Annotated in this window: 18 protein-coding genes; 17 read left to right on the top strand and 1 reads right to left on the bottom strand. The window is 69.4% G+C overall.

The window, feature by feature from the left end:
* Positions 1-68 precede the first annotated feature (68 nt).
* The 15 genes from ACIBP6_RS36850 to ACIBP6_RS36920 all read left to right on the top strand — a co-directional run bounded on the left by ACIBP6_RS36850 (position 69) and on the right by ACIBP6_RS36920 (position 14682).
* A complete protein-coding gene (locus ACIBP6_RS36850; RefSeq protein WP_397058548.1) occupies positions 69-3329 on the top strand; it encodes a hypothetical protein in 3261 nt (1086 codons plus the stop codon).
* On the top strand, positions 3329-3703 hold the full coding sequence (locus ACIBP6_RS36855; RefSeq protein ID WP_132616724.1) for a hypothetical protein: 375 nt from the start codon (positions 3329-3331) through the stop codon (positions 3701-3703). Before ACIBP6_RS36850 ends, ACIBP6_RS36855 begins: the two co-directional genes overlap by 1 nt.
* Before the next feature lie 64 nt (positions 3704-3767).
* Positions 3768-5033, top strand: a complete 1266-nt coding sequence (locus tag ACIBP6_RS36860; protein ID WP_397058550.1) for a serine hydroxymethyltransferase — start codon at positions 3768-3770, stop codon at positions 5031-5033.
* Between the two features lie 58 nt (positions 5034-5091).
* Positions 5092-6378, top strand: coding sequence for a glycosyltransferase family 4 protein (locus tag ACIBP6_RS36865; protein WP_132616720.1), 1287 nt, complete (start codon positions 5092-5094; stop codon positions 6376-6378).
* Positions 6379-6510: 132 nt separating this feature from the next.
* On the top strand, positions 6511-6933 hold the full coding sequence (locus tag ACIBP6_RS36870; RefSeq protein ID WP_397058552.1) for a hypothetical protein: 423 nt from the start codon (positions 6511-6513) through the stop codon (positions 6931-6933).
* 66 nt (positions 6934-6999) lie between these two features.
* A complete protein-coding gene (locus tag ACIBP6_RS36875; RefSeq protein WP_132616716.1) occupies positions 7000-7218 on the top strand; it encodes an AtpZ/AtpI family protein in 219 nt (72 codons plus the stop codon).
* Positions 7219-7267: 49 nt separating this feature from the next.
* Positions 7268-8059 (top strand): F0F1 ATP synthase subunit A, encoded by a 792-nt coding sequence (gene atpB / locus ACIBP6_RS36880; protein WP_132616714.1) that lies wholly within the window; start codon positions 7268-7270, stop codon positions 8057-8059.
* Positions 8060-8128: 69 nt separating this feature from the next.
* A complete protein-coding gene (gene atpE, locus ACIBP6_RS36885) occupies positions 8129-8359 on the top strand; it encodes an ATP synthase F0 subunit C (protein WP_132616712.1) in 231 nt (76 codons plus the stop codon).
* 33 nt (positions 8360-8392) lie between these two features.
* Entirely contained in the window at positions 8393-8944 is a 552-nt protein-coding gene (locus ACIBP6_RS36890; protein WP_397058555.1) for a F0F1 ATP synthase subunit B, read from the top strand.
* A complete protein-coding gene (locus tag ACIBP6_RS36895; protein ID WP_397058557.1) occupies positions 8945-9754 on the top strand; it encodes a F0F1 ATP synthase subunit delta in 810 nt (269 codons plus the stop codon).
* A 23-nt stretch (positions 9755-9777) separates the two neighbouring features.
* Positions 9778-11427, top strand: a complete 1650-nt coding sequence (gene atpA / locus ACIBP6_RS36900; RefSeq protein WP_397058559.1) for a F0F1 ATP synthase subunit alpha — start codon at positions 9778-9780, stop codon at positions 11425-11427.
* Positions 11428-11430: 3 nt separating this feature from the next.
* On the top strand, positions 11431-12333 hold the full coding sequence (locus tag ACIBP6_RS36905; protein ID WP_397058561.1) for a F0F1 ATP synthase subunit gamma: 903 nt from the start codon (positions 11431-11433) through the stop codon (positions 12331-12333).
* Position 12334: 1 nt separating this feature from the next.
* Positions 12335-13783 carry a F0F1 ATP synthase subunit beta gene (gene atpD, locus ACIBP6_RS36910; protein ID WP_397058563.1) on the top strand — a complete coding sequence of 483 codons (1449 nt, stop codon included), beginning with the start codon at positions 12335-12337 and terminating at the stop codon, positions 13781-13783.
* An 88-nt stretch (positions 13784-13871) separates the two neighbouring features.
* Positions 13872-14273: a F0F1 ATP synthase subunit epsilon gene (locus ACIBP6_RS36915; RefSeq protein WP_397058565.1), complete on the top strand. Its 402-nt coding sequence runs from the start codon at positions 13872-13874 to the stop codon at positions 14271-14273.
* 40 nt (positions 14274-14313) lie between these two features.
* The gene (locus ACIBP6_RS36920) at positions 14314-14682 is read left to right on the top strand and encodes a DUF2550 domain-containing protein (RefSeq protein ID WP_235854595.1); all 369 of its coding nucleotides are present in this window, start codon (positions 14314-14316) and stop codon (positions 14680-14682) included.
* 10 nt (positions 14683-14692) lie between these two features.
* Here the strand turns inward: ACIBP6_RS36920 and ACIBP6_RS36925 are convergent, their stop codons facing one another.
* Positions 14693-15283 carry a cob(I)yrinic acid a,c-diamide adenosyltransferase gene (locus ACIBP6_RS36925; RefSeq protein ID WP_397058567.1) on the bottom strand — a complete coding sequence of 197 codons (591 nt, stop codon included), beginning with the start codon at positions 15281-15283 and terminating at the stop codon, positions 14693-14695.
* A 127-nt stretch (positions 15284-15410) separates the two neighbouring features.
* Between ACIBP6_RS36925 and ACIBP6_RS36930 the strand changes: the two genes are divergently transcribed.
* Complete coding sequence (locus tag ACIBP6_RS36930) at positions 15411-16307, top strand: ABC transporter ATP-binding protein (protein ID WP_397058569.1); 897 nt, start codon at positions 15411-15413, stop codon at positions 16305-16307.
* Positions 16304-17410 (top strand): ABC transporter permease, encoded by a 1107-nt coding sequence (locus ACIBP6_RS36935; RefSeq protein WP_397058571.1) that lies wholly within the window; start codon positions 16304-16306, stop codon positions 17408-17410. The genes ACIBP6_RS36930 and ACIBP6_RS36935 overlap by 4 nt, the downstream gene beginning before the upstream one ends.
* Positions 17411-17414: the final 4 nt, after the last annotated feature.

Consider the following 17414-nt stretch of genomic DNA (forward strand, 5'->3'; position numbering starts at 1 on the left):
CGGGCGCCATCGCGCGCGGGCCCTGACTACGGTGAGGCCCGGAGCGGCGATACGTCCGGGAGTGGCCCATGGGCAAGTTCGACGGCATGGATCCGCAGCTGGTCCGCGACCTGCTGGCCGAGGTGAAACACGCGGCCACGCAGATGCGTACGGTCGAGGACCACGTGCGGGCCGCCATGAACCGGGCGGGGCTCGCCACGCAGACCACGTACCGTCCGGTGCGGATCGCCGACGACGCCGACGCGATGGTCAAGGACGTCAACGCCCGCCTCGCCGTGCTGGAGAAGCGCGAAGACCAACCCAAGCCCGGCACACCCCCGGCCCCCGGCGACACCCCGAAGGCCGGCTCGGACGGAAAGACGGACCCCGGCGGAAAAGCCGGCTCGAACGGCGAACCGGAGTCGGGCGCCTCTGACGCCAAGCCGGATGCTGGGGCGCCTGGTTCGACCGGCAAGCCGGCTCCCGAAGGGTCCTCCGGTTCTGAGAGCAAGCCGGAGGGCGGCGGCAGGAGCGGCTCGGAGGAGGAGCCGGGCTCAGGGACAGGGGGCTCGACCGGCAAGCCGACCCCCGAAGGGTCCACTGGTTCCGGCGGCAAGCCGGACGCCGGGGCGGGCTCGGACAGCAAGCCGGACGCTGGGGCGGGCTCCGACGGCAAGCCGGACGCCCAAGGTCCCAGTGGCTCCGAGAGCAAGCCGGACGCCGGCGACAAGACCGGTTCCGATCGGAAGCCGGACGGCGGCGCCTCTGGGTCCGAGAGCAAGCCGGATGGCGACGGCAGGACCGGCTCCGAGGAGAAGCCGGGCGGTGAAGGGCCCACCGGCTCCGCAGACAAGCCAGATACCGGCGACAAGACCGGCTCCGGCGGGAAGCCGGATGCTGGGGCCGGCTCGGACGGGAAACCGGATGTCGGCGGAACGGGCTCCGAGGCGAAGCCCGACGCCGACAGGAGCGGCGGCTCCGACGGGACTGCCGGTTCTGACGGGAGGCCCTGTGACGACGCCGGGGACACCGGGGCGGGCAGAGGAGAGGGGGCGGGGCAGGACACCGGGGCTGACGGCAGAACCGGCGGCGACCGCTCGGCGGACCGGCCCGCTGACCGGCCCAGGGGCGATGGCACCGGCGGCACACCCGATGGCGGGACCGAGGGTGGCGACGGCAGGGCCGACGCTCCCGCCGCGAACGACACCGGCGGTGTGGGCAAGCCGCAGGTCGTGGTGGTGGACGGCGTCAAGGTCATCCAGATACCGGTCGACCCGCCGACGGCCGAGCAGCTGGCGGACATGCTCAAGGACACCGACGACGTTCAACCAGCGGAAATGCCGAAGCTTCCCGCCGACACCGGCGTACCTCAGGGACCGGGCGGAACCGGGGAGAGCGCCGGAACGGCGGGCACCGGCAGCGCCGGATCTCAAGGAGCGGCTGGTTCCACCGGCCCTCAGGGCGGTGGAGGAACCGCTGACGTCCACGGCGCGGGTGCCGGTGGCGTCGCCGGGACCGCCGACACGGGAGGAGGCGCCTCGAACGCCGGCGCCTGGGCGAACGACGGCAACGACGTGGTCTCCGTGGAGGCCGATCCGCCCGATCTCGACGTGATCGGAGCGATGATCGAGAACCACAGGGACGTCGCGCCGCAGGAGATGCCGACCGTGGAGGTCCCCGCGGGCGACTACGGCCAGGGCGAGTGGGCCGAACGTGACATCCGCCCGGACGGCCGGCCCGGCTCGATCGACGCAGACACTCCCAACACGGGCGGAGCCAGCCCCCCACCCCCGGACAGCCCATCCGGCTCCGCCACGACGGACATATCAGGCCCCGCCGCCCCGCCGGACTCCCCGAGGACCGACGACACCTGCGGCCCCGACCAGAACACGCCTGCCGGCGACCGCGGAACCGGGGATGGCGGCACGGGTGACCGTGGCGTCGGCGAGCCGGAGGGTCATGGCCAGGGCACGGGCGACCAGGGGATGGGCGATCGAGGTGCGGGCGGTCAGGGTCTGGGTGACCGAGGGGCCGGCGACCAGGGGATCGGGGATGGCGGCGGGGGTGATCGTGGCGTCGGCGAGCCGGAGGGTTATGGCCAGGGCACGGGTGACCAGGGGATGGGCGATCGAGGTGCGGGCGGTCAGGGTCAGGGTGACCGAGGGGCCGGCGACCAGGGGATCGGGGATGGCGGCGGGGGCGGCCGTGGCGTCGGCGATCGGGAGGGCACTGGCGACCAGGGGATGGGCGATCAGGGGACCGGTGATCGGGGCGCTGGTGCTCCAGAGGGATCCGGGCAAGGCGCGGGTGACCGGGGAGGCGGAGACCGCGGGGCTGATGGCAACGGCATGGGTGAGCGCGGGACTGGTGACCGCGGCGCTGGTGACCAGGGGACAGGCGACCGGGGAACTCGTGATCCGGAGGCACCTGGTCAGAACGCGGGCGGTCGCGGGACCGATGACCAGGGAGCCGGCAACCGCGGGGCCGGTGATCAGAGCGGGGGTGACCGTGGATCCGGTGATCGGGGCGCGGGTGGCCAGGGGAGTGGTGGCCAAGGGAGTGGTGGCCAGGGGAGTGGGGGCCAGGGAAGTGGCGATGGCGGGGCTGGGGGGCAAGGGGCCGGGGAGCAAGGAAGGCCGGTCGTCATCCCGCCGACGAACCCCGCGTCCGAGACACCCGTCGGCACGGCCCCCGATGGCACGGCTCCTGGCAGCCCGGGTGCTGGAAGCCCGGATGCCTCCGGTGCGGGCCGGGAGAGCGGGACGACCCAGGGCCAGCCCTACACCGCACAACCCGGCCACGCCCAGCAGGCCGCCTACAGCGGTGATGCGATCCATGGCGCTCAAGGCGTCGCCGGTGGCCACGGCGTACAAGGCGCCTCGGGCTCGTCGCCTGGTCACGGCGGGGGTGCCGATACCGGTTACGGGGCTCAGGGGACCGGGGCGGGTGGTCATGAGGCGCCCGGACGGTCCGGGGCGGCCGAGTCCGGGGGAGGCGCCGACCGCGGCGATGTGGTGTCGGTCGAGGCGGGGCCGCCCGACATGGACGCCATCCGCTCGTTGATCGAGAACCATCGTGAGGTGCAGCCCATGGAGATGCCGTCCGTGCAGGTGCCGCCTGGTGAGTACGGCACCGGCCCGTGGGCTCCGGAGGACGTCGGGCCGGACGGACCGGCCGGCTCGGTCGATCCCGGATCGCCTGGTACGGGTACTGGCACACCGGGCGGAACCGGTGCGGGCTCCTACGCGCCCGGCGAAACCGGTGCGCCGGGCGGCCGTGGTGCCGAGGGTGCCTCTGGTGTGCCGGAGACCGGTCCCGGTGCCGGCGGGGTGGCGGGGAGGACCGTGTGATGTACGTCGATCCGCCGGCGCCCCGGCCAAGGGAAGCGGGGGAGCGGCCGCCCATCAGCGCTGCCGGGCCTCTGGACGCGCCTCAGCGGGCCTGGGAGTTCAATCCCGACTACCAACGCCTGGTCGACGCCTGGAACGCCGCCATGCCGCATCTGGAGACGCTCAGGACGGTTCTCGACAAGGCCTACAGCCGCGCCAAGAGCCCGCAGACGTGGGACGCTCCCGTCGGCGAGCGGTACGTCGAGGACATCCGCGAGTGGCGCGAGCGGCTCGCCCGCTACCGCCACGCCGTACTCACCGCGATCAGCGACGAGGCGGCCGACACGCCACGGTGGGTTCAAACGACGGCCAACGCACCGCATGCCTTCCCGTGAGGCCTGATTTCCCGGGCATGACGGCCCTATGGGAGAAACGGACACCGGGTCGTACAGTGAGGTCATGGGTGCGGAACCGCACTACGGGCCCGACTTCGGGCAGCTGCGCCGGCAGGATCCCGAGATCGCGCAGATCCTGCTGGACGAGCTCGAGCGGGTGCGCGGCGGCATCCAGCTGATCGCCAGCGAGAACTTCACCTCGCCCGCCGTCCTGGCCGCCCTCGGCTCGACCCTCACCAACAAGTACGCCGAGGGCTATCCGGGCCGGCGCTACTACGGCGGCTGCGAGGTCGTGGACCGGGCCGAGCGGCTGGCGGTGGAGCGGGCCCGCGAGTTGTTCGGGGCGGACCACGCGAACGTCCAGCCGCATTCGGGCGCCTCGGCGAACCTGGCCGCGTACGCCGCCCTGCTGCAGCCCGGCGACACGATGCTGGCCATGGCGCTGCCGCACGGCGGTCATTTGACCCATGGCTCCAAGGTGAACTTCTCGGGAAGATGGTTCGACGTCGTGTCGTACGGCGTGCGACGCGACACCGAACTCATCGACTACGACGAGGTCAGGGACCTGGCGCTGCGCCACCGGCCGAAGCTCATCGTGTGCGGGGCGACCGCGTACCCGAGACTGATCGAGTACACGGCCTTCCGCGGCATCGCCGACGAGGTGGGGGCGTGGCTGCTGGCCGACATGGCGCACCCGATCGGGCTGATGGCGGGCGGCGCGATCCCGTCGGCGGTGCCGTACGCGGACGTCGTGACCTTCACCACGCACAAGGCGCTGCGCGGGCCGCGCGGCGGCGCGATCCTGTGCACGGAGGAGCTGGCCGGGCGGATCGACCGGGCGGTGTTCCCGTTCGTGCAGGGCGGGCCGCTGATGCACGCGGTGGCGGCCAAGGCGGTGGCGTTCGGGGAGGCGATGCGGCCGGAGTTCGCCGACTACACCAGAAGGGTGATCGCGAACGCCAAGGCGCTCACGGACGCGCTGGCCGTCGACGGCATGCGGGCCGTCTCCGGGGGCACCGACACCCACCTCGCGCTGATCGACCTGCGCGCGACGGGCGTGTCGGGGGCCGAGGCCGAGCGCAGATGCGCCGCGGCCGGGATCACGCTGAACAGAAACGTGATTCCGTACGATCCGGAACCCGCCGCCGTGACCTCCGGGATCCGGGTGGGCACGCCGTGCGTGACCACCCAGGGCATGGACGCCGAGGAGCTCAAGGAGGTGGGGGCGCTGGTCAACAGGGCGGTGCGGCAACCGGGCCGGGCCCGGGAGGTTCGGGAAAGAGTGTCGGCGCTTCTCGCCATCCATCGGCCATATCTCAGCGAATATTAAGCTGGTCTGTGTCGGTTTCCGGTCACACCTGGCCGGAGCATCCGGGAAACTAGGGTCCGTGCGCGAATACCTGTTCATGGCGCTCATCTCAGCGGTGGTGACCTACCTCCTCGTCCCGCTGGTGCGCCGTTTCGCCGTCCGCATCGGCGCCATGCCCGAGGTACGCGAACGTGACGTGCACACCACGCCCACGCCCAGACTGGGCGGCCTGGCGATGTACGGCGGCCTGGTGGTGGGCCTGCTGACGGCGAGTCAGCTCACGCACACCGGGGCGGCGCTCGCCGAGTCCGACGCCAACGCGGTCACCGCGCTCATCGTGGCCGGCGCGCTCATCACGATCACCGGCTTCCTCGACGACTGGTGGGGCATGGACCCCTTCATCAAGCTCGGCGGGCAGATCGCGGCGGCCGGCGTGCTGGTCTTCTACGACATGAGGCTGCTCTACATCCCGCTGCCGAAAGACTGGGGCGGCTCCACCAGCCTCGACTACACCCTCAGCATGGTCATCACGATCCTGGTCGTGGTCGTGACGATCAACGCGGTCAACTTCGTCGACGGGCTCGACGGGCTCGCCGTGGGGATCGTGTGCATCGCGGGCATGGCCACCTGGGCTTATTCGATCTTCCTGGCCAACGAGATCAGCGGTGGCCGCATCACGACCACGGCCGCGATCGCCGCCGTTCTCATCGGCGCGTGCCTGGGCTTCCTGCCGCACAACTTCCATCCGGCGAAGATCTTCATGGGCGACACGGGGGCCATGCTCATCGGGCTCGTGCTCGCCTCCTCGATCGTCACCGTGACCCCGCTCGACCCGGCGATCATCGAGAACATGAACCGGTTCGGCGTGCTGCTGCCGCTGCTGGTCCCGGCGGCGGTGCTGGTGCTGCCGCTGATCGACCTGATCACCGCGGTGGTGCGACGTACTTCGCAGGGCCTGTCCCCGTTCGCGCCCGACCGCGGCCACCTGCACCACCGGCTGCTGGACATCGGCCACTCCCACCGCAGGTCCGTGCTGATCATGTACGCGTGGGCGTTCCTGTTCTCCTTCGGCATCGTGGGGATGTCCGCGATCGGTGTGCCGATCATGCTGTTCCCGGTGGTCATCGTGCTCGCGCTGGCCGTGCTGGTGCTGATGGCGGCGCCGCGCTGGCGGGGCAGGGGCGGCGCGCACGCTGCCTCGCGCGACAAGCAGCCCGACGACGACGGCCCGCCGACCGGCCCGATGCCGCCGATCTTCCCCGACACCGAGATCAGGAGCCACAACCCGCCCGCGGACGGCCCCCCGTCGGGACGTGCGACAGCAGAGGGCAATCCGGTCATTCCGGTCTTTCCCACCCGCTCTTGATCGCCCACTAGAAACGGCAGGTAAAAGCGGTCTTCCGGAGCTTGTGATATCTTTCACGAACAGGCACCTCCAGCGCACGCATATGCTTTGGAGGTAGCAAACGCTCGCTTGATAACTTTCCAGAGGAGCACCATGCAGGCCCAGGACGTGCACGTCTTGAAGAGTGCAGCACTGCCGACTGCGGCGGTGGGGGTGGTGGCCGTGGTCGCGGCTCTCCTCCTGGCCGGCGGCAAGGGCGCGCTCGGGGCCGCGATGGGCATCGTGCTGGTCGCCGTCTTCTTCGGCGTCACTCTGGTGGCGGTCGGCTTCGCCTCCCGAGTCTCCCCCCACGTCATGGGCGCGGTCGCGATGGGCACCTACCTCGTCAAGGTGGTCGCCGTCATGCTGGTGCTGGCCGTGTTCCGCGACACCACGCTCTGGGACTTCCGGGCCTTTGCCTGGTCGATCCTCGTGGGCACCCTCGTCTGGACGGGCTTCGAGGCACGCGCGTTCCTGAAGACCAAGATGCTGTACGTGGACCCCGAGGTCACGGTCGCGGAGACGCGCGAGCGATGATGTCCTACCGCCGTGACGGGTCCAATATGACTAGTCCTTCGCTTGCCTGCTATCGTCAAGGCCGCGATGAGCGAAAAGAAAGACCGACCGAACGAAGACGACGGTCGCAACTTCCCCGACGACGCTTGGTCGATCATCAGCACCCTGCTTTCGGGAATACTGATCTACGGCGGCATCGGCTGGTTGCTGGATCGTTGGCTCGACACGGTCGCCTTCTTCCCCATCGGCGCCGTCGTGGGGGTCTTGCTCGCTGTCTACCTAGTCTACCGAAAGCTCGGTGGCTAGCTCAGGGCCGCACCCTTGTGATCACCTACCACTTTGAAGGGAACGCCGCGTGAACGCGCTGACGCTCCTCGCCGATCCAGATACTTTCAGAGCGCCGACACCTGAAGAGCTGTTCCAGCTTGCGCCGGTCGGCGGGATCTACTGGCTGACCAAGCCTGTGATCCTGGCCGTTCTGAGCGCCATCGTCGTGGTCGCCATCTTCTGGAGCGCCTTCGCCTCGCCGAAGCTCGTCCCGCGGGGCATGCAGAATGTCGTCGAGATGGGCTACATGTTCGTCCGGGATGAGATCGCGCGGCCCTTCCTGGGCAAGGACGCCGATCGATGGATGGGCTTCATGCTCTCCATCTTCTTCCTGGTGCTCGTCTGGAACTTGATGGGCGTCGTCCCGTTGATGCAGTTCCCGGTCGCCTCGCACCTCGCGTTCCCGATCGTGCTCGCCGGCGCCATCTACATCATCAAGATCTACCTGGGTGTCAAGCACCAGGGGCCTGTCGGCTACTTCAAGAACATGATGTTCCCCCCGGGTCTGCCCAAGGGGATCTACGTCCTGCTGGCGCCGATGGAGTTCCTCTCCAACATGATCATCGCGCCGTTCACCCACGCGGTGCGGTTGTTCGCGAACATGTTCGCCGGGCACACGCTGATCGCCTTCTTCAGCATGGTCGGCTACTGGTTCCTCTTCGAGAAGCTGACTCCGCTGGGCGCGCCCATCGGCATCATCGGCGTGCTGGTGACCATCGTCTTCACCGCTTTCGAGATGTTCATCCAGTTCCTGCAGGCCTTCCTGTTCGCGATGCTCGCGTCGATGTACATCGGCGGTTCCCTGCACCCTGAGCACTGAAACTCAGCCCCACCACGTGTCCAGACCGGTGACGACCGATCACCGGCCGTCCAGTAAAGGAAAACAGCAATGAACGTTCTCGCTGAGGTCTCCGGCAACGTCACCGCCATCGGTTACGGTCTCGCCGCCATCGGCCCCGGCATCGGCGTCGGCATCATCTTCGGCCAGGGTGTGCAGGCCATCGCCCGCCAGCCCGAGGCCTACGGTCTGCTCCGCCAGAACATGCTTCTCGGCACCGTTCTCACCGAGGCCCTCGCCATGCTCGGTCTGGTCGCGCCCTTCATCTTCCAGACCATCTGACGACCCGAAGAAACCTGACGAAAGGCTGCGTCCATGACCAAGGCAGCTACGCTCCTCGCGGCGGAGGAGGGCTACAACCCGCTCCTTCCGCACATTTACGAGCTCGTCGTCGGCATCTTCTCGTTCGCTGTCGTCGCCTTTTTCCTCATCAAGGTCCTCACGCCCCGCATTCAGAAGGTGCTGAACGAGCGGACCGACGCGATCGAGGGAGGCATCAAGCGGGCCGAGGGGGCCCAGGCCGAGGCTCAGGAGCTGCTCAAGCAGTACCGCGACCAGCTCGCCGAGGCCCGGCACGAGGCCGCGCGGCTCCGTGAGGAGGCCCGCGAGCAGGGCGCCCAGATCAAGGCCGAGCTCCGCGAAGAGGCGCAGGCCGAGGCCCGCCGCCTCGTCGAGGCGGCGCACGCGCAGATCGAGGCAGACCGGCAGCAGGCGTTCGCCCAGCTCCGCACCGAGATCGGCCGTCTTTCCGCCGATCTGGCCAGCCGGATCGTGGGGGAGGTCCTGGAGGACGAGGCCAGGCAGCGTCGTACGATCGACCGCTTCCTGGACGACCTCGAGAACTCCACAGCGCAGGCGGTGCGATAGATGAGAGGCCTGAGCAGGAGCTCGCTCGTAGAGGTCGAGGAGCGTTTCAACGCGGTGGCGGGTACCGCCGACCTCGGCACGCTCTGCGACGAGCTGTTCGCGATCGCCGATCTGCTCGACCGGGAGCACAGCCTGCGCCGTGCTCTGTCCGACCCGGCCAAGCCTGCCGAGCTCAGGGCGCGCACCATGCGGGCGCTGCTCTCCGGCAAGGTGAGCGAGGCCGCCGTGGCCACCGCCGAGGCCGCGGCGGCGGCGAAGTGGTCGAGCGGGATCGACCTGCCGGACGCGCTGGAACGGCTCGGCGTCGTCGCCGCGGCCGCCGAGGCCGAGGGCACGGGCACGCTCGACGAGGTGGAGGACGAGCTCTTCCGCTTCGGCCGGGTGATGGCCGCCAATCCGCTGTTGCGGCGAGCGCTCGCCAACAACAGCGCCCCCGAGGAGGCCAAGCGGCAGCTGCTGCGCGACCTGCTCGGCGGCAAGACGGCGCCGACCAGCGTGCGGCTCATCTCGCAGGTCGCAGTACATCCGCGAGGACGTAGCCTGGAGTCAGGCCTGGAGGAGTTCGGGCTGCTGGTCGCGCAGCAGCGCCAGCGCTTGGTCGCGGTGGTGCGCAGCGCGGTCGAGCTGACCGAGCAGCAGAAGCAGCGCCTGGCCACCTGGCTCAGCACCTCCTACGGCCGCGACGTACATCTGAACGTCGAGGTGGATCCGCGAGTCATCGGTGGGTTCTCGGTCCGCATCGGCGACGAGATCATCGACACCACCATTGTGGGACGAATCGAAGAAGTCCGCCGCCGGTTGGCCGGCTAGGCGAATAGGGAGACAGAGTAGAGATGGCGGAGCTTACGATCCGGCCGGACGAGATCCGGGACGCGCTTGAGCGCTTCGTCCAGGCGTACGAACCGGAAGGCGCCGCGCGCGAGGAGATCGGGACCGTCGTCGACGCCGGCGACGGCATTGCCCATGTCTCCGGCCTTCCCTCGGCGATGGCGAACGAGCTGCTCGAGTTCGAGAACGGCACGCGCGGTCTGGCGCTCAACCTCGACACCCGTGAGATCGGTGTCGTGGTCCTTGGCGAGTTCAGCGGCATCGAGGAGGGCCAGACGGTCCGCCGGACGGGCGAGGTCCTGTCCGTGCCCGTCGGCGACAACTTCCTCGGCCGTGTGGTCGACCCCCTGGGCAACCCGCTCGACGGCAAGGGCCCCGTCGAGGCCGAGGGCCGTCGTGCCCTCGAACTGCAGGCCCCCTCGGTCGTGCAGCGGCAGCCGGTGAAGCAGCCGCTGCAGACCGGCATCAAGGCGATCGACGCCATGACGCCGATCGGCCGCGGCCAGCGTCAGCTGATCATCGGCGACCGTGGCACCGGCAAGACGGCGATCGCCGTCGACACCATCCTCAACCAGCGTGAGGGCTGGCTCTCGGGTGACCCCGAGCAGCGGGTGCGCTGCGTCTACGTCGCCGTCGGCCAGAAGGGCTCGACGATCGCGCAGGTCAAGGCCCGCCTCGAGGAGGCAGGCGCGATGGAGTACACCACCATCGTCGCCGCCCCCGCCTCCGACCCGGCCGGCTACAAGTACCTTGCCCCCTACACCGGCTCGGCCATCGGCCAGCACTGGATGTACCAGGGCAAGCACGTCCTGATCGTCTTCGACGACCTGACCAAGCAGGCCGACGCCTACCGCGCCGTGTCCCTGCTGCTGCGTCGCCCCCCGGGCCGCGAGGCCTTCCCCGGCGACGTGTTCTACCTCCACTCGCGCCTGCTGGAGCGCTGCGCCAAGCTCTCCGACGACATGGGCGCCGGCTCGATGACCGGTCTGCCGATCATCGAGACCAAGGGCAACGACGTGTCGGCGTTCATCCCGACCAACGTCATCTCCATCACCGACGGTCAGTGCTTCCTTGAGACCGACCTGTTCAACGCGGGCGTCCGCCCGGCGATCAACGTCGGTATCTCGGTCTCCCGAGTCGGTGGTTCCGCGCAGGTCAAGGCCATGCGCAAGGTGGCGGGCACGCTGAAGCTGTCGCTGTCGCAGTACCGCGACCTGGAGGCGTTCGCCGCGTTCGCCTCCGACCTGGACGCGGCCTCGCGGGCTCAGCTCGACCGCGGCCAGCGCCTGGTCGAGCTGCTCAAGCAGCCCCAGTACGCGCCGTTCCCGGTCGAGAGGCAGGTCGTGTCGGTGTGGGCCGGCACCACCGGTGAGCTCGACGAGGTGCCGGTCGAGGACGTCCGCCGCTTCGAGTCCGAGTTCCTCGACTACCTGCAGTCCTCCAACAAGGGCATTCTCGACGGCATCCGCGAGACCAAGGAGCTGCCCGACGACGCGGTGACCGCTCTCAAGGACGCCATCACGGAGTTCAAGAAGGGCTTCACCACCTCTTCGGGTGAGCTGCTGGTCAAGGATGAGCCGGTGGCGCCGCTCGGCGCCGACGAGGTCGGCCAGGAGAAGATCAAGAAGGTCGTCCGGCCGGCGGCGGAGAAGTAGGTCATGGGTGCCCAGCTAAGGCTGCTGCGGCGGCGGATCAACTCGGTCAAGTCGACCGCGAAGATCACGCGCGCCCAGGAGCTCATCGCCTCATCGCGGATCGTGCGGGCGCAGCAGCGGATGCAGGCGGCGATCCCGTACGAGCGCGAGATCACTCGCGCCGTCACGGGCGTCGTCAGCAACGCGGCCAGCGTCGACCATCCGCTGACCGTGGCGAAGGAGAACCCCGCCAAGGCGGGCGTCCTCATCGTCACCAGTGACAGCGGGTTCGCCGGCGGCTTCAACGCCAACGTGCTGCGCGAGGCCGAGGCCCTGCGCGGACACCTGGAGGGCCGCGGCCTGAGCGTGGTGCCGTTCGTCACGGGGCGCAAGGGTGTCGCCTGGCACTCCTTCCGCAACCGGGAGATGGGCGGCAGCTGGGTCGGCTTCACCAGGAAGCCCGCCTACAGCGACGCCAAGGAGATCGCGAACACGCTGATCGAGTCCTTCAAGGACGACAACGGCATCGACGAGATCCACATCGTCTCCACCGAGTTCGTCTCGATGCTCACGCAGAACGTCGTGGTCAAGCGGGTCCTGCCGCTGGAGATCGAGGAGACCGAGGCGACGGAGTCCACCACGATCCCGCCGTACTTCGAGTTCGAGCCGACCGCGGGTGACGTGCTGGAGTCGCTGCTTCCGCGTTACGTGGAGTCCCGCATCTTCACGGCGCTGCTGCAGTCCGCGGCCTCCGAGGAGGCCGCGCGGCGGCGTGCGATGAAGTCCGCGACCGACAACGCCAACGAGCTGATGCGGGTGCTGACCCAGCAGATGAACCAGGCTCGCCAGGCCGAGATCACCCAGGAAATCAGCGAGATCGTCGGTGGCGCCAACGCGCTCGCTGACGCCGCAGCGGGGAAAGAGTGAAATGACTGCAGAGGCTGTTGAAACTGTAGAAAGCGCCGCGGCCGGCACTGGCCGCGTGGCGCGTGTCACCGGCGCCGTCGTCGACGCGGAGTTCCCCGTCGATGCGATGCCCGACATCTATAACGCGCTCCACGTCGAGGTCACCCTCGGCGAGGAGACCAGGACCCTCACGCTCGAGGTCGCCCAGCACCTGGGTGACAACCTCGTCCGGGCCATCTCCATGCAGCCCACCGACGGCATGGTCCGCGGCCAGGCCGTGATCGACACCGGCGGCCCGATCTCGGTGCCGGTCGGCGACGTCGTCAAGGGCCACGTGTGGAACGCGCTGGGCGAGACGCTCGACGTGCCCACCGCGTCCCTCAAGGTCGAGGAGCGGTGGGGCATCCACCGCCCGTCGCCCGCCTTCGACCAGCTCGAGTCCCGCACGGAGCTGCTGGTCACCGGCATCAAGGTCATCGACCTGCTCACCCCGTACGTACAGGGTGGGAAGATCGGTCTGTTCGGCGGCGCAGGCGTCGGCAAGACCGTTCTGATCCAGGAGATGATCCGCCGCGTCGCCCGCAACTTCGGTGGCACCTCGTGCTTCGCCGGCGTGGGCGAGCGCACCCGTGAGGGCAACGACCTCTGGCTGGAGATGGAGGAGGCGGACGTCCTCAAGGACACCGCGCTCGTCTTCGGTCAGATGGACGAGCCGCCGGGCACCCGTCTGCGGGTCGCGCTGTCGGCGCTGACGATGGCGGAGTACTTCCGCGACGTGCAGAAGCAGGACGTGCTGCTCTTCATCGACAACATCTTCCGCTTCACGCAGGCCGGTTCCGAGGTCTCCACGCTGCTCGGCCGTATGCCGTCCGCGGTGGGTTACCAGCCGACGCTGGCTGACGAGATGGGTGTGCTCCAGGAGCGCATCACCTCGACGCGCGGTCACTCGATCACCTCGATGCAGGCGATCTACGTTCCCGCCGACGACATCACCGACCCGGCCCCGCACAACGCGTTCGCGCACCTCGACGCGCAGACCGTTCTGTCGCGGCCGATCTCGGAGAAGGGCATCTACCCGGCGGTGGACCCGCTCGACTCCTCCTCCCGCATCCTCGACCCGCAGATCGTGGGCGAGGAGCACTACCGGGTGGCCCAGGAGACCAAGCGGATCCTGCAGAAGTACCGCGAGCTCCAGGACATCATCGCGATCCTCGGTATCGACGAGCTGTCCGAAGAGGACAAGGTCACCGTCCAGCGGGCCCGCCGCATCGAGCGCTTCCTGTCGCACCCGATGTACGCGGCCGAGGCCTTCACCGGCCAGCCTGGCGAGACCGTTCCGCTCGACGAGACCATCGCCTCGTTCAAGGGCCTCTGCGCGGGTGAGTACGACCACCTGCCCGAGCAGGCGTTCTTCATGGTCGGTGGCATCGACCAGGCCATCGCGAAGGCCAAGGAACTCGAGCGTCGCTGATCGCCCCTGTCGAAGGGCTGCGAGCCCGGACCTACGGTGACGGCGCGGGCGACCGCGCCGTCACTTGATCGGAAAGGAACCTACACCAGTGGCGAAGCTACGCGTAGGGGTTGTCTCACCCGAGCGTGAGATCTGGTCGGGCGAGGCCGACATGGTGATTGCCAAGACCGTGGACGGCGAGATCGGTATCATGCCGCAACACGCACCTGTGCTCGGCGTTCTCGTCGAGGGCGGCGTGCTGCGCGTGAAGCGGGAGGGCGAGGGCGACCTCGTGGCCGCGGTGCACGGGGGTTTCATCTCCGTGGCCGACGATGAGGTGTCCGTGCTCGCCGAGGTGGCCGAACTCGGTTCCGAGGTCGACGTCGCGGCTGCCCGTGACGCTCTCGACCGGGCTCAGGCGTCGATCGAGGCCGACCACGAAGACGGCGAGGCGGCCCTCGAGGCCAAGCGTGCCAGGGCCCGGCTGCGCGCGGCGGGCGAAGAGGTTTAATACATACAAGCGGACTCAGGGGGCGGCAGTGGTGACGACGGTGGTAGTTCTCGTGGTTGCGCTGGCCGTCCTCGTCGTCTTGCGGGGGGTGACGCTCGCCCGCGTACGCGGAAGCGTCCCCTGCCGCCTGCGGGTGGGCGACCGGGGATGGCAGAGCGGGGTAGCCCGCTATGCCGACGGGGAGCTCCACTGGATTCCGCTCCTGGGTGTCCGACTGAGGCCGCGCCACGCCATCGCGAGGCGCGGCCTTGTCGTATCCCCCCGTCGTGAGATCGAGGGCGGGCTCTACGCGGTCGACTGCGACGGCAGCACGCGGGGCATCTCCCTCGCCATGAGCCCCGACGCGATGACCGGCTTCCTGGCCTGGCTGGAGTCGGCCCCGCCGAGCGCCTATCTCGACGTCGCCTGAGGCGGCTCCCTCAGCGGGTGCCGCCCGGCTTCCAGAGGATCTCCTCGCCGGCGTGGGCCGCGCGGCAGGCGATGAAGAGCAGGTCGGACAGCCGGTTGAGGTACTTCGCCGTCAGCGCGTTCATGTCGTCGTGCGCCTGCAGGGCGGCCCAGGTCGTCCGCTCGGCCCTGCGGACGGTGACGCGCGCGACGTGCAGCGCGGCCGTGGCGGGGTCGCCGCCGGGCAGGATGAAGCTCCGCAGCGGCTTGAGGCCGGCGTTGAAGCGGTCGCACAGCTCTTCCAGCCGGTCGATGTACGACTGCTCCACCCGCAGCGGCGGGAACTCCGGGTTGTCCGTCACGGGTGTGGCCAGGTCCGCCCCCACGTCGAACAGTTCGTTCTGCACGAGCCGGAGCACCCGCGCCAGCTCGGCCGGGAGGGTGCCGAACGCGAGCGCGAGCCCCAGCTGGGCGTTGGCCTCCTCCACGTCGGCGTAGGCGGCGAGCCGCAGGTCGGTCTTCGACGTGCGGCTCATGTCGCTCAGCGCCGTCGTGCCGTCGTCGCCGACCCGAGTGTAGATGCGTGAGAGAACGACCGGCTTGTCCTTGTCGGGGCGCGTCATGGCCTCAGCGTAATGACAAATGTCATCAGGATCGGACGCGAGATCCATATGCGGTCCATGATTTCCGCGACTACATGGGGCTATGCGGCAAAGGCCATGATTGACCCATGACGAAGGAGAGGACCTGATGCTCGAGATCAGCGACCTGCGCAAGCGTTTCGCGGGCGGCCCCGACGCCCCAGAGGGCAAGGTCGCCCTGGACGGGATCAGCTTCACCGTACGGCCGGGTGAGATGTTCGGGTTCGTGGGCGCCAACGGCGCCGGCAAGACCACGACGATGCGCATCGTCATGGGCGTGCTCCAGGCCGACTCGGGCGAGGTGAGCTGGCAGGGCCGGCCGCTCGGCTACGACGACCGGCGGCGGTTCGGCTACATGCCGGAGGAACGCGGCCTGTACCAGAAGATGAAGGTCACCGAGCAGATCGAGTACTTCGGCCGGCTGCAGGGCCTGAGCGCGCAGGCGGCGAAGAAGTCCGCCACCGACCTGATCGAGCGGCTCGGGCTCGTCGAGCGCAGGAACGACGCCGTGCAGGCGCTCTCGCTGGGCAACCAGCAGCGCGTGCAGCTGGCCGTGGCGCTCGTGCACGACCCGGCGGTGCTGGTCCTGGACGAGCCGTTCTCCGGCCTCGACCCGATCGCGGTCGACACCCTCGCCACGGCGCTGCAGGAGCGGTGCAGGGGCGGCGTGCCGGTCATCTTCTCCAGTCACCAGCTGGAGCTGGTCGAGCGGCTGTGCGACTCCGTCGGCATCGTCTCCGCCGGCCGCATGGTGGCCACCGGCACGGTGGCGGACCTGCGGGGCGTCGAGAGCAACACGCTGCGGGTCGTCGTCCGTGACCCCGCCCCCGGCTGGTCGGACGGCCTGCCCGGCACGGTCACCGTGCGCGGCGACCGGCACATCCTGGAGACCGCCGACGTGGACGACCAGGAGGTCCTGCGCCGCGCCATGAAGGCGGGCCACGTCGAATACTTCGGGGTCGAGCAGCCGACCCTCACCGAGATCTTCAAGGAGGCCGTGGCGTGAACGGACTGATGCTGATCGCGCGGCGGGAGATCGTCACGCAGGTGCGGACCAAGGGGTTCGTGATCGGCCTGCTGGTCACCGTCCTGCTGGTGGCGGCGGTCTCCTTCCTGCCCACGGTCATGGGCGGCGACTCGTACACGCTGGGCACGGTCAACTCCCAGCAGCTGCCGCTGCGGCAGGCCGCGCCGGACACGGAGTTCGAGTGGCGGGCGTTCGCCGACGAGGAGGCGGCCAAGCAGGCCGTGCTCGACGGCGACGTGGACGCGGTGCTCGTCGACAACACCAGGGTGCTCACCGACGGGGAGATCGACTCCGAGCTCGGCGTGCTCATGCAGAGCGTCAACCGCGAGGTCAAGCTCGGCGCCGCCGGTGTGAACATCGCGCCGCTGCAGGTGCAGTCCGTCGGCGCCGACGCGCAGTACGAGGGCGCGCGCACGGGCATCGCCGTGGTGCTGGTCCTCGTGCTCTTCATGCTCCTCATGGGGCAGGTCACGATGGTCGCCATGGGCGTGGTGGAGGAGAAGGGCAGCCGGATCGTGGAGATCCTGCTCTCCGCGGTGCGGCCCTGGCAGCTGCTCGGCGGCAAGATCGCCGGCCTCGGCGTGGTGGGCCTGATCAACATGGTCACGATCCTCGCGGTCGGTCTGCTCGCGACGAGCGCGTCGGGCCTGTCCGCCGACTTCCCGCCCGGGATCATCGGGCTGATCGCCGGCGTGCTGGTCTGGTTCGTGCTCGGGTACGTCTTCTTCGCCACGCTGTCGGCCGCGCTCGCCTCGCTGGTCTCGCGCCAGGAGGAGGTGAACACCGTGCTGACGCCGCTGACCATGACCGTCATGCTGACGTACTTCGTGAGCTTCTACATCACGACCGACCCCACGGGCACGCTGGCCACGGTGATGTCGTTCGTGCCGCCGTTCTCGTCCATGGTCATGCCGGTGCGGATGGCGGCGACCGAGGTGCCGCTGTGGCAGGTGGGCGCGTCCATGGCGGCCATGCTGCTGGCCGTGGCCGCGGTGCTGGCCATCGGCGCCAAGGTGTACGCCAGGGCCGTGCTGCGGACGGGGGCCAGGCTCAAGCTCACCGACGTGCTGCGCGCCAAGTAGATCC

The sequence above is a fragment of the Nonomuraea terrae genome (genome assembly GCF_044465245.1).
Taxonomy (GTDB): Bacteria; Actinomycetota; Actinomycetes; order Streptosporangiales; family Streptosporangiaceae; genus Nonomuraea; species Nonomuraea terrae.

Coding starts and splice junctions, on each gene's coding strand:
- ACIBP6_RS36875 (WP_132616716.1), top strand. CDS start 7,000: ATGAGCGAAAAGAAAGACCGACCGAACGAAGACGACGGTCGCAACTTC.
- ACIBP6_RS36905 (WP_397058561.1), top strand. CDS start 11,431: ATGGGTGCCCAGCTAAGGCTGCTGCGGCGGCGGATCAACTCGGTCAAG.
- atpD (WP_397058563.1), top strand. CDS start 12,335: ATGACTGCAGAGGCTGTTGAAACTGTAGAAAGCGCCGCGGCCGGCACT.
- ACIBP6_RS36895 (WP_397058557.1), top strand. CDS start 8,945: ATGAGAGGCCTGAGCAGGAGCTCGCTCGTAGAGGTCGAGGAGCGTTTC.
- ACIBP6_RS36870 (WP_397058552.1), top strand. CDS start 6,511: ATGCAGGCCCAGGACGTGCACGTCTTGAAGAGTGCAGCACTGCCGACT.
- ACIBP6_RS36850 (WP_397058548.1), top strand. CDS start 69: ATGGGCAAGTTCGACGGCATGGATCCGCAGCTGGTCCGCGACCTGCTG.
- atpE (WP_132616712.1), top strand. CDS start 8,129: ATGAACGTTCTCGCTGAGGTCTCCGGCAACGTCACCGCCATCGGTTAC.
- ACIBP6_RS36925 (WP_397058567.1), bottom strand. CDS start 15,283: ATGACGCGCCCCGACAAGGACAAGCCGGTCGTTCTCTCACGCATCTAC.
- atpA (WP_397058559.1), top strand. CDS start 9,778: ATGGCGGAGCTTACGATCCGGCCGGACGAGATCCGGGACGCGCTTGAG.
- ACIBP6_RS36860 (WP_397058550.1), top strand. CDS start 3,768: ATGGGTGCGGAACCGCACTACGGGCCCGACTTCGGGCAGCTGCGCCGG.
- ACIBP6_RS36930 (WP_397058569.1), top strand. CDS start 15,411: ATGCTCGAGATCAGCGACCTGCGCAAGCGTTTCGCGGGCGGCCCCGAC.
- ACIBP6_RS36855 (WP_132616724.1), top strand. CDS start 3,329: ATGTACGTCGATCCGCCGGCGCCCCGGCCAAGGGAAGCGGGGGAGCGG.
- ACIBP6_RS36890 (WP_397058555.1), top strand. CDS start 8,393: ATGACCAAGGCAGCTACGCTCCTCGCGGCGGAGGAGGGCTACAACCCG.